At 71.2% G+C, this 11,728-nt stretch carries 8 protein-coding genes and 1 pseudogene; 1 reads left to right on the top strand and 8 read right to left on the bottom strand.

Annotated elements, in window-relative coordinates; all coding sequences use genetic code 11:
• Nucleotide 1: 1 nt before the first annotated feature.
• The 7 genes and pseudogenes from ACZ5NW_RS16755 to ACZ5NW_RS16725 all read right to left on the bottom strand — a co-directional run bounded on the left by ACZ5NW_RS16755 (nt 2) and on the right by ACZ5NW_RS16725 (nt 7,433).
• Nucleotides 2-742, bottom strand: a complete 741-nt coding sequence (locus ACZ5NW_RS16755) for an ABC transporter permease (RefSeq protein ID WP_468744578.1) — start codon at nt 740-742, stop codon at nt 2-4.
• Nucleotides 739-1,650, bottom strand: a complete 912-nt coding sequence (locus ACZ5NW_RS16750; protein ID WP_468744577.1) for an ABC transporter ATP-binding protein — start codon at nt 1,648-1,650, stop codon at nt 739-741. Before ACZ5NW_RS16750 ends, ACZ5NW_RS16755 begins: the two co-directional genes overlap by 4 nt.
• Before the next feature lie 141 nt (nt 1,651-1,791).
• The gene (locus ACZ5NW_RS16745) at nt 1,792-4,137 is read right to left on the bottom strand and encodes a peptidoglycan binding domain-containing protein (protein ID WP_468744576.1); all 2,346 of its coding nucleotides are present in this window, start codon (nt 4,135-4,137) and stop codon (nt 1,792-1,794) included.
• Nucleotides 4,138-4,328: 191 nt separating this feature from the next.
• On the bottom strand, nt 4,329-4,742 hold the full coding sequence (locus ACZ5NW_RS16740) for a DUF6113 family protein (RefSeq protein ID WP_468744575.1): 414 nt from the start codon (nt 4,740-4,742) through the stop codon (nt 4,329-4,331).
• Nucleotides 4,742-5,614, bottom strand: coding sequence for an N-acetyl-1-D-myo-inositol-2-amino-2-deoxy-alpha-D-glucopyranoside deacetylase (mshB, locus tag ACZ5NW_RS16735; RefSeq protein WP_468744574.1), 873 nt, complete (start codon nt 5,612-5,614; stop codon nt 4,742-4,744). The genes ACZ5NW_RS16740 and mshB overlap by 1 nt, the downstream gene beginning before the upstream one ends.
• Nucleotides 5,615-5,674: 60 nt before the next feature.
• Nucleotides 5,675-6,541, bottom strand: coding sequence for a hypothetical protein (locus tag ACZ5NW_RS16730; protein ID WP_468744573.1), 867 nt, complete (start codon nt 6,539-6,541; stop codon nt 5,675-5,677).
• A 40-nt stretch (nt 6,542-6,581) separates the two neighbouring features.
• Nucleotides 6,582-7,433: pseudogene (locus ACZ5NW_RS16725) on the bottom strand (helix-turn-helix domain-containing protein).
• A gap of 290 nt (nt 7,434-7,723) precedes the next feature.
• Between ACZ5NW_RS16725 and ACZ5NW_RS16720 the strand changes: the two are divergent.
• Nucleotides 7,724-8,023, top strand: coding sequence for an NIPSNAP family protein (locus tag ACZ5NW_RS16720; RefSeq protein ID WP_468744572.1), 300 nt, complete (start codon nt 7,724-7,726; stop codon nt 8,021-8,023).
• 8 nt (nt 8,024-8,031) lie between these two features.
• Here the strand turns inward: ACZ5NW_RS16720 and ACZ5NW_RS16715 are convergent, their stop codons facing one another.
• Nucleotides 8,032-11,559, bottom strand: coding sequence for an nSTAND1 domain-containing NTPase (locus ACZ5NW_RS16715; RefSeq protein WP_468744571.1), 3,528 nt, complete (start codon nt 11,557-11,559; stop codon nt 8,032-8,034).
• Nucleotides 11,560-11,728: the final 169 nt, after the last annotated feature.

The following is an 11,728-nucleotide window of genomic DNA, read 5'->3' as shown; positions in this document are numbered from 1 at the left end:
CTCACGCCTTCAGTGTGTCCTTCCGGTACAGCCAGGCCGCGCCGCCCGTGAACAGGGCGAAGAACACGGCGAGTACGGCGATGTCCTTGAGGTGCGGGGCCTGGCTCTGTTCGATCGCCTGGCCCAGCGCAGCGTACGCGTGCGTGGGCACCCAGCGGGCGATCTCCTGGAGCCAGTCGGGGAAGCTCGTGGTCGGCATCCACAGGCCGCCGAGGATGGACAGGCCGAAGTAGGTGATCATCGTGATGGGGCGGACCGCGTCACCGCTCGCGAGGTAGCCGAGGGCCACGCCGAGCGCGGCGAACACCAGGCTGCCCGCCCAGATCACGCCGGTCAGCGCGAGCCACTGCCACGCGTCGAGGCGTACGTCCTTCACGGCGGCGGCGACGGCGAAGACCACGACGATGGACGGCAGGCTCACCACGGCGGCGCCGGCCGTCTTGGCGAGGACGTACCCGCGCCCCGGCAGTGTGGTCAGCCGCAGCTGCCGCACCCAGCCGCTCTCCCGCTCCTTGGCGATGCGCTCGCTGTTGCCCATGAGCACGGCCGTCAGCGCGCCGAAGGAGGCCATCGAGACCATCATGTAGGTCGGCAGGGTCAGTCCGGTCCCGTCGACCTTCTCGGTGGCGTCGGCGCTGCCCGCGATCAGCAGGAACAGGACCGACGGGTAGATCACCGAGAAGAACAGGAACTTGCGGTTGCGCAGGGCGCGGGTCAGTTCGAGCTTGATCAGGCTGTTCATCGGGCGCGGGCCTCCTCGGCTGCGGTGATGGCCACGAACGCCTGCTCCAGACCGAGCCCGGCGACTTCGAGGTTGCGGGGGTAGAGGCCGAGGCCGTAGAGCGCGTGGACGGTGGCGTCGGCGTCGGCGGACTGCATGCGGACGGTGGGCCCGGAGATGTCCAGGGACGTCAGGAACGGCAGGTCCCGCAGCGGGCCCTCGTCGATCGGGTCCGCCAGGTCGAAGGAGATCCGGCGCGCCCCCGCCTTCGCCTTGATCTCGGCGGCGGTGCCGTCGGCCAGCAGCCGGCCCCGGTGCAGGACGAGCACCCGGTCGGCGACCGCGTCGGCCTCCTCCAGGTAGTGGGTGGCGAAGAGGACCGTGCGGCCCTGCTCGGCCTGTTCGCGCATGGTCGCCCAGAAGGCCTGGCGGGCGGTGACGTCCATGCCGGTGGTCGGCTCGTCGAGGACGATCAGATCGCTGTCGCCGGCGGTGGCGAGGGCGAAGCGGACGCGCTGGGCCTGGCCGCCGGAGAGCTTGTTGACCTTGCGGTCGGCGATGCGGTCGATCCCGGCGCGGGCGAGGACGTCGGAGGGCCGGTACGGCCTCGGGTGCAGGGCGCAGGCGAGGCGGACCAGTTCGGCGACCGTCACCTCGTCCATCAGCCCGCCGCTCTGCAGCATGGCGCCCACGCGTCCGGCGGTGATCGCCTCGCGGGGGCCGGTGCCGAACACCCGGACGGTGCCGCTGTCGGCGGGCCGGAGCCCGAGCAGCAGGTCGAGCGTGGTGGACTTGCCGGCCCCGTTGGGCCCCAGCAGGGCCACGGTCTCGCCGCGGCGCAGGGTGAGGCTCAGTCCGTCCACGGCGAGTACGTCGCCGTACGCCTTGGTCACCCGGTCGAAGTCGACCGCCGTCTCTGTCGTCGTCATGGCAGCCATCGTGTCCGGGCGGGGCGGTGACCCGGCAGTGTCGGCGGTCCTGACTGCCGCATGACAGATGTCATGGGCGGTACGACGATGGGGGCGCCCGGCGATCGCCGGGCGCCCCCATCGGGTGCGGTCGCGCCGGCGTCAGCTCGGGTCGGTCTCGATGATCGCGACGCGGTCGGTCTTGCTCTTCAGGGCCGGGCGCAGGGCGCTGATCACGTCCTGGACGGTCACGGCGGTCTTCTGGCCGGTGCCCCGGGTGATCAGGACACCGTCGAAGGTGCCGCCGTAGAGCTCCTTCAGCGCGGCCTCGTTGTAGCTCTCGACGAGCTTGCCGTCGACCGCCTTGACGCCGAGGAACTTCCAGAGGGAGTTCTCCGGGCTGAAGGAGATCTTGTGCAGCCCGTCCTTGGTCTTGATCGTGACCCGGCCGGACATCGCCGGTTCGGCGAACTCCTTCATCATCCGGTCGACCTCGGCGTTGCTGACCGTCGGCTGCCTCGCGGCGGTCGGGACCTTCACCGCGGGGGCGGTGCCGGTCTCCACCTGGGTGCGGTAGGCGGCCTCGACGGCGTCGGCGGCCTGGTCGGCGTCGATGCCCTGGCCCGCCTTGCCGTAGACGGCGACGGCCTTGCCGGACTGGAACCTGATCGTGCCGTCGGCGGACGAACCGGCGCCGCCGGCCGCGCTCTCCAGGGCCGCGTGCAGCTTCTCCTCGTCGACCGGCATCGCGGGCTCGATCTCGCGCTTCTGCCCGAACAGCGAGCCGACCACGGAGACGGGGTTGTAGTCGCTCTTCGCGGCGGCGTCGACGGTCGCCTGCATGTCGAACTGCAGCCCCGCCTGATCCGGCTTGAGGGTGACCGTCCGGCCGCCGACGGACAGCTTCAGCGGCTGGGCGACCCGCTTGTCGAAGGCGTCGTCGAGCTTCTTGACGGCGTCGTCGCGGGTGCCGCCGCCGATGTCGACGCCGAGCACGGTGGTGCCCTTGGGCACGTCGGAGTGGTTCATCAGCAGGCCGGCGCCGTAGACGCCGACGGCGCCCACGACGAGCACGCCACCGAGGAGGACCAGCTTGCTGCGGCCCTTCTTTTTCTTCTTCGGCGCGGCCGAGGACGCGCTCTGCTGGCTCTGCGCGCTCGGCTCGGGGAGCTTCGGCGGGGTGTGCTGCCGGGTCCCGTCGGACGGCGCGCCCGGCGCGCCGAAGGGACCGCCCTGGACGGTGCCCGGAGGCACGACCGGGATACCGCTGGTCACGGTGTGCCCGGAGACGTTGTCGGGACGCGGGTAGCCGCCGTTGGCGCCCGGCTCGGGGGCGTGCTTCTGCGGGGTGAGGATGGCGGTGTCGTCGCTGAGGCCGACGCCGGGGCGCATGCCGTTCGGCGCGCCGCCCGGGGCGGTCGGGGCGCCGGGTCCCGCGAATCCGGCGGGCGCGCCCGGGCCGGCCGCCGCGACCGGCGGCACCATGGGGCCGTCCCCGGTGACGGGGCCGGAGGTCGGGCCGGCGGGGCCCGCGGGACCGGCCGGCCCGTGCGCTCCACCCGGGCCGCCGGGGCCGCCCTGGCCGCCGGGACCGCCGGGGCCCGCGAAGTCGTGGAAGCCGCCGAAGTCCTCGTAGCCGTCGAGCCCGGCCGGGCCCTGCGGTCCGCCGGGGTGACCGGGTCCACCAGGTCCGCCGGGGTTCTGGGTGCCGTCCGAGAAGTACGGCAGGTCGTCGCGGCGCGCCTCGGAAGCGCCCCCCTGGCCCGGACCCTGCGCCGAGGCCTGACCCTGGCCGGGACGGTTGCCGCCGCCCCGGGGCCCCGCCGCCAGCACCTCGGTGACGTCGAAGGAACCGGTGCCGCCGCCGTGTCCGGGGGCCACCGGACCGCCGGTGGCGCCGCCGGGCAGGCCCGCGCCCTTGCCGGGGCCCGAACGGGATCCGCCGGGCGCGGACATGGAACCGACCACCCCGCCCGGGCGCCCCGCACCGGCACCGGGACGCGGCGCACCGGTCCCGCCGGGTGCGGAAGCGGGAGCCGCGGGGGCGGGGGCGGCCGAACCGACCGCCAGCCCGGCGCCGTTGGTGGAGCCGCTGCCCTGACCGCCCTTGGTCCCGCCCGACTTGCGGGGCGCGAACCAGTCGCTGGTCTTCTCCTCGGCCCCGGGGGCGCCCTCCGCCGGCTTCTCCTCCGCGACGGGCGCCGCGACGACACCCATGGTGCCCGTCGTCTGCGCGTCGGCGGCGGTGTCCTCGGCGGCGCCGTCGGCGTCGCCAACGGGCTTGCGCACGACGACCGGCGGGATGGGCCGGGATCCGGGGATGTTGATGCGGATCCGCGTGGTCAGCGTGGTCTCGGTCTTGCGGTCCTCGGACTTGGCGGCCGAACGGCCCGCGTCCGCACCGGCGTCGGACACCACGGGGGTGCCGTACGGCGGCGTACCCGAGGGGTACGCGGCTCCACCGCGCCCGTTGGGCCCGGAGGACGGACTGTCAGTTTCACGACTCAAGGCAGGTTCTCCAGGTTGGCTCCGCCGCCCGCCACGACCTCACATGGGGGGTGCCCCGCCTCGAACGGGGTCGAGGCTCCGGGATGCTCGGCGGCGCGCTCCACCATACTGGCCACTTCTCACCCGTATCCCACGACCGCCGGGGAAACCCACACGGGATGCGCACGCTCATGCCACGGCGAAGTGGTACGTCACTTGCCAAGTCGGACGTCGTCGCCGACCGGTTGCCGCCCGAAACCAAGGGTGGCGCAGATCACAGCGAGGGCCATGCCGCCGAGCAGGAAGAGATAGGAGCCGCCTCCCGCGCCGAACAGGAAGTCGCCCTCCGGGCGTGCGGCGGTGAGCAGGACGACGGCGATCATCCAGCCGGCGGCGGGTGCGACGGCCCCCGCGCGGCCGCCGACGGCACGGGCGCCGCCGAGGAAGAGCCCGGCGGCACCGGCGAGCGCGAGCAGCAGCCCGCCGGGGAACCAGCCGGCCTGGACGAGGGCGCCGGCGGCGCCGGTGATCGCGCCGAGGAGGAAGAGGCCGAGATAGGCGGCGATGCGCCCGAGGGACGGGGCGCGCAGCGGCTGGGCGAGCAGGGAACCACGGTCGGCGGACATCAGGCCACCCCTTCCAGACCGGCGAACAGGTCGTCCTCGCGCCCCTCGCCGTGGGCCCCGTGTTCCCCGCGGACGAGTTCGTAGTACTCGGTGGTGAACAGGGGCTGGGCCAGCTCGTTGGAGAGCGCGAAGTACGGCGCGTCGGGGGCCACCTCGATCTGGGTGGCGTGGGCGCGCATTGCGGCGGTCTTGGCGGCGGCGTGGGCGGTGCCGTCGATCGCGGTGGTGACGCGGTCGTCGTCCACGACACCGGGTACGTCGTCGACGACGGCGCTCTTGGTGAACGGCAGGGCGGGCAGCTCGCCCTGGAGGCGCTGGAAGGCGGCCTCGGCGACGGAGCGCGGGAGCCGGTTCCAGTAGACCTTGGGGACGCTCCAGCCGGCGTCGGCGGCGAGCTCCACGGCGCGCATGGCGACGCGGTGGGCCTGGATGTGGTCGGGGTGGCCGTAGCCGCCGTTGTCGTCGTAGGTGACGAGGACCTGGGGCCGGACCTCCAGGATCACCTGAACGAGATGTCCCGCGGCCTCGTCGAGGTCGGCCTGCCAGAAGCAGCCGGGGTCGTCGTTGTCGGCGATGCCCATCATCCCGGAGTCGGTGTACCGTCCGGGGCCGCCGAGCAGCCGCACGTCGTCGACGCCGAGCGCGCGGGTGGCGGCGGTGAGCTCGCGCAGGCGGAAGTCGCCCAGGGCGGCACCGGTGAGATGCCGCAGCTCCGGCGGGATGACCTCACCACGCTCACCGAGCGTGCAGGTGACCAGCGTCACCCGGGCGCCCTCGGCGGCATAGCGCGCCATGGTCGCGCCGTTGTTGATCGACTCGTCGTCCGGGTGCGCGTGCACCATCACCAGCCGCCGTCCGAACACATCCATCATGCGCCCACCCTACGAGGCGCCCCGCCCCCCTCGCGCACCTCCCCGGCGAGCGGCCCCTGATCACCCCGCGAAGATGTCCCCGGCGGATGCCGCGGTGACGGCACGGGTGAGCCACTGCCGAAGAAGATCAGGGTCGTCACAACTGGTGACGCGCTCACGAATCTCGTCAGGGATGTCAAGACCGCGCGTTTCCAGAATGAGCAGAATGTCCTCGGCCCGCCCTTGGGCACGGCCCTCGTCGCGGATCTCTTCGGAGATGGACGACTTGTAGAAGGAAAGGTCCACGGCCACCAGGTTCCTCCAGAATTCTGCGGCCCGACACACGCTGTCCAGGCCTCGTGTGGTGAGTTCGACGATGGGGTCGACGACGGATTCGGGCATGTCCCGCAGAGCAGTGGACAGGGCTTTCAGTATCCCATCGACGTCCGGATCCTTCGCGTGAGTGATGGCGGACAGGGCGGCCAGTGCCAGGTCTGCGCGGGCCTCGTCCGGGTCGGTGATGTAGGGCATGTTGTGCGGCCCGGCGACAAGCGGGCGCACGGTCAGCGCGGCCCACCATTCGGGGCCGATCGACACAGGTCGGGCAGCCCACTCGGCCGTGGCCCGATCCTGGCAGACCACGAGCAGCAAGGGCGGGGTCTTGTACTTGGTGTGGAGGAAAGACAAGTAGTAGGCCCAGCTGGAGGGCTTGTTCGGGTCTTTCGCGCTCTGTGCTTCGACGGCCAGCAGGAGCGGGGCATCACCGTCGAAGCGCAGCAGTGTATCGACGCGACGCTCGACGGGTTGGACCTCGGTGACATCGGTGGGCAGGACGGTGACCGACGTGGGCTGGATGAGGGGAAGGCCGAGCACCTTGGAGACGCCCATGAACAGGCTGGGGTACTCCTGGAAGATGCGGTGCATCGCCTCGTGGGACGAGTTGACCATGCGGTTCCTTCGCGTGGGTGGGACTTCAGGTTGCTGCGGCCTATGACGCCCGGCAGTCGCGGGAACGGCCGCCGGGCTCGGGCGAGCGGAAAGCGCGGTCGCAGCCGTCGCAGGTGCGGAGTGGGTGCCTGACGGCCAACGGCGGGGCCACTGCGGCGCCGAACACGGGCGGGGGTGGCAGCAGGGCCATGAGGCGGTGGGCCAGGAAAGCGGCGGGGCGGCGGAGGCCTTCGGCTGGAAGGTCGGCGGTGAGGGCCTGCCGTACGGAGGTGGGGGTGACATCGCGTTCCAGCCAGGCGGCAACACCCGGAGCGAGGTGGGTGATGTTGCAGGTGGAAAAAAGCGACGGGAGTCGTGGCGGCGGAGTTCGGCGAGGAGGTCGGTGGCCGCCTGGAGGAGGGCGGGAGCGGGGCACGAAGGGCGCGGGACCGCGGGGAGGGGCTTGCGGGGAGTGCGTTGCTTCGGTTTGGCAGGGGTGCGGCGGGTGCTCGGCGACGGGCGTACGTCGTTGGTGGCCGGGCTGGTTGCAGGAGACCGTGCGGGTGATGATGCGACCGCCGGGGATGCGTTCGCGTTCGCGACGGAGATAGCCGTGGGACTCCAGTTCGCGCAGGGCAGCGGCGATGCGAGTCGCACCCTCGGGGAAGCGAGCGGCGAGGGACTTGATGTCGACTCGGGCGCCCTTGGGCAGGGACTGGATATGGACCGCCAAGCCGATGGCGAGGAGGGACAGTTCCGCGTGCTGGGCGAGGTGGTTGCCGATCACCGTGAAGCGGGTGGTGTGGCGGGCGTTGTCGTGGACAAGGCCACCAAATTGCCGCCGGTTCGGGTGTTTGTTGGCGACGCCGCGGGACTGGGCGTGCGAGTGCGCGCTAGGGTTCTGCGTATCCATCGGGAAGGTTCCGTCTTCCTTGGTGGTCAGGCCCTCGCACTGGGATTGCCGTCCCTGCGGGGGCCGTCGCATGTCTGCGGTTGTTGCAGCGAGCGTAGAGCAGCTAACCACTCAAATTTCCTGCTGAGTTGGCATATTCACCCACGTGAGTGGGTTTGGGCCGCGGGCGGGAGGGGTGGGGCTTGGTCGGGTTCTTTCACCCTTGTGGTCCTTGAGAAAGACCACCCCCCGCACCGGAGCGCGAGTTACCGGGTTCCCGTCCAACTGCGCGGTCGGAGAGGATGTCTGCCATGCCGAAGACGACACAGTTGCGTACGTACACCGTCCAGGACGGCCTGCTCGACGAGTGGGTGGAGAGGTGGCGGGAGGAAATCGTGCCACTTCGACTGGAGTTGGGGTTCGGCATCGGACCGGCGTGGGTGGACCGGGAGCACAACCAGTTCATCTGGCTGATCTCGTACGACGGCCCTGAGACGTTCGCCGAGCGCAACGCGCTGTACTGGTCGTCGCCCGAGCGAAAGGCCATGGGTCTGAACCCGGACGACTACCTTGTCCGCACCGAGGAGCGCACGGTCGAAACGGCCTACTGATCACACCGTCACGCCGGGTCGAGCGGCAGCAGATGCTGCCGCCGCTCCTCACGAGTGAGCGTACGGAAGACGCGCCCCCGGGCAGTCGCCTCCAGTCGGTCGTAGTCCGGCTCCGCCCGCCACACACGCGCCGTACCGTCGGCCGAGCCCGTGAGCAGCCTCGTGCCGTCCGGGGACCAGGCCACCGAGGTCACCTTGTCCTGGTGTACGCCGACGATCGCCATCTCCTCAAGAGTGGTGGCGGACCAGATCCGCACTGTGCGGTCGTCGGCGCCTGTGGCGATGTGGCGGCCGTCAGGTGACCAGGCGACGGCGCGCAGCCGCCCCTCATGCCCCTTCAGCACCTCGATGCGCCGGCCGGTGACGACGTCCCACACGGCAGCCGTCCAGTCGCCGGAAGCGGTGACGATCCGCGTCTCGTCCGGCGACCAGGACGCGTCCTCCACGTAGTTGTCGTGGCCGCGCAACACGGTGAACTGCCGCCCCTCCCCGATGTCCCACAGTCGGCAGCTACGGTCGTCGGAACAGCTGGCGAGTCGCCGTCCACTCGGCGACCAGGCGACGCGCCCCACCCAGTCCTGATGTTCCGTGAACCTCAGGAGCTCGGCCCCGTCCGGAAGGGACAGAACACGCACGGCGCCGTCATGAGCACCGGTAGCGATCCGCCCGCCGTTCGGCGCCCAGGCGCACCCTTCTACGACCTCGCTCTGCTGCTCGAACAGCGTGCGCCCGCGCTCGTCGACGACCCGGAACAGTCCGTCGTTCGTGCCGAACGCGAGGCGTTCCCCCTGGGGGGCCCAGGCGACGGCCCAGACCCGATCCGTCACCTGAGTGACCGGTCCGGCCGGTACGCCGGTGGCCGCGTCCCACACCCGTACGGTGCCGTCGTCCGAGGCTGTGGCGATACGGCTGCCGTCACTGGACCAAACGGCTTCATTCACCGGGCCCCTGTGTCCGTCGGCCATGACGACCTCGGCGCCCCGCGGACGGAGATCCCACACTCTGCTGGTGCCGTCGGTGGAGCTGCTGGCGAGCATCTTCCCGCAAGGTGACCAGGTGACGCCCCACACGGTGTCCGCGTGGCCACGCAGCACGGCCAGCACCTTGGCGTCCTCGGTGTCGACGACCCGCACGGTGCGGTCGGAGGAGGCGCTGGCCAGCATGCGCCCGTCCGGCGACCAAGCCAGGTTCCAGACGTAGTCGGTATGTCCTCGCAACAGCAGGCGCAGATCGCCGCTTCGGGAGTCCCAGATGCGGGCGGTGTGATCCCCGGAGCCGGTGGCGACGCATTGGCCGTCCGGCGACCAGGCGATGCCCTCGACGAAGTCCGAGTGCCCAGTGAGTGTGGTGGCCACCGTACCGGTCGTCAGGTCCCACACGATGGCGGTCTGGTCGTGGGAGGCGGAGGCCAGGCGGTCGCCGTCAGGAGCCCAGGCCACACCCCACACGTCCTCATCATGCCCACGCAGCTCATGGACGAGCCGCCCTGTCTCGGCCTCCCAGACGCGCACGATCCGGTCCTTGGAACTCGCCGCGACATGGCGGCCATCCGGCGACCAAGCCACCTGTCTGTTGATGTCTCCGGCACCGGTCAGCAGCCGTACCGGCTCTCCGGAGACGGCGTCCCAGATCCGTACGACACGGTCACGTCCGGTGGTCGCCAGTTTCGCCGAGTCCGGAGACCAGGCGGCGGACTCGACCATGACGCCGTCGCACGGCAACACCAGCCGTGGGCGTCCGGACGGTGCGTCGTAGACGCGACCCGTGCCATCCCTGGATGCCGTGGCCAGCATGCGCCCGTCCGGGGACCAGGCGATGTGACGGACGGTGTCCGTGTGCCCGTCGAGCCGGGAGCGGAGGTGACTCGCCGCCAGCGCCGCCATCAGCCCGCGCCGGGCCGAGGTCGTAGGCGCGCACTCGCCGAGCGCGGCGAGTGACAGCAGGAGGGAGCGCTCGGGCTCACTCTCGGCACTCAGAAGAACCTGACGGCCGATGCTGTCGGAAACCCGGGTCAGGAAGGTCAGGTCGCGGCGCTGCGACGATTCGACGAGCGCGCGAGCGGGCTCGGACGCCTGCCCGGCCTCCTCCAGTGCCTCCAGCCAGCGCCGGGCGGCTGTGAGGCGTTCCCCGGTGAGGAGGTAGTCGTCACTGCGTGCGGCACGCTCCCAGTCGGCGGCCCACCGCTCCAATTCGGCACGCTCACGAAGTCGTTCGGCACGGGCCTCGACCTCCTGCCGCAGCGGGGCCCACTGGCGGAACAGGGCCTCGTGCGTGACCTGCGCACAAGGCTCACTACTGCCCATGACGTCGGTGCGCAGCAGCCGTGCTTCCACGAAGGCATCGACGACGTGGCGGTCCTGTTCATCGAGTTCGGACAGCGGCACATGGCGGCGGGCCACGTCCTGTCCCTCAACGGTGACGAACCTCAGCAGCACGCGCAGGACGGCGTCGATGCCCACCCCCGCGCCGAGCCCGGTCACGGTGTTGTCCGCCTGGCGGGCCAGCGCGCCGGGAACTCCACCGAGCCGGCGGTACAACTCCTCGTTGACCGTCCCGCCGGGGCCGGAGGCGTAATACAGCTCCTGGAGGAGGTAGGCGAGCAGTGGTAGTGCGTCGTCCGTCCCGGTCTCGCTCACGATGGAGTCGACGACTCCCGGTTCGAAGCCGAGACCGACAAGGGCGCCGGGTCGCTCCACGACGTCGGCGAGCTGCGCTCTGCCCAATGTGCCGATGGCGACGGGATGTTGAAAGAGCTCCGCCTGACCGGCGTCGAGCAGCCTGCCGAGCAGGTCCACGCGGAGGGTGGCCAGCACGCGAACTGCCGGGTCCTGTTCCACACAGGCACGCAGCGCTTCGAGGAACTGGGCGCGTTCACGTTCACTCGCCAGTGTGACGACCTCCTCGAACTGGTCGACCACGAGGAGCACCCGCCGGAACCGGCCGCCCCGCAGGCGGGACAGCTCGGCTCGCAGCGCATCCGGCCCCTGGCGCAGCCTGCGCAGCACGGCGGTCGCCGGTTCGTGCCCACCGGCGGCGGCCGCCAGCGCACCCGAGAGGGCGCCCAGCGGGCTGGGGCCGGGGGCGAAGGCCGGTAAGACGGTCCAGCGGCGTTCCCGAAGCCTGGGCATCACCCCGGCCCGGACGAGTGAGGACTTTCCGCTCCCGGACGCCCCGACCAGCAGCAGAAATCGCTCTCCGGGCCGGGTCGCGGTGGCGTGCAGCCTGCGGGTCAGCTCGACGGCCTGTGCCTCCCGGCCGAAGTAGACGGCCGCCTCGTCCTCGTCGAACGCGTCGAGCCCCGGGTACGGCACCCGATCACGCGGCCACTCGATGCGGGGCGGCGCGGGATTCTCCAGCCGATAGACGACGACCTGTCCCACCACAAGAGCGACGATCAGTACGCCGATGACCGGAACGGAGAAGCGCTGAATCGCTTCGAATCCCCAGGGAGCCTTGTCGGTGTTGGTCGCGTAGTTGGTGGCGATCCCGAGCAAGGAGGCGACCAGAGCCAACATGATCTGGAGCGCGACCTGCATGCGGTTCCTCATCGAATACCGCGCATCCCCGTGCAGCCGCTCTCCAGCACTCTCATCCCCCGTCTCGCTGGTCCGAAAGGCCGGCACGACATCATCGCGTCGTCGTGCGTCCATGACCATCTTCTGGGGCTCGGCGGGAGCGTTCAACGGTGTGTGCGGGTTTCAGCCA

This window comes from Streptomyces sp. NPDC032126 (assembly GCF_055580085.1).
This window is presented reverse-complemented; position numbering and strand designations above follow the sequence as displayed.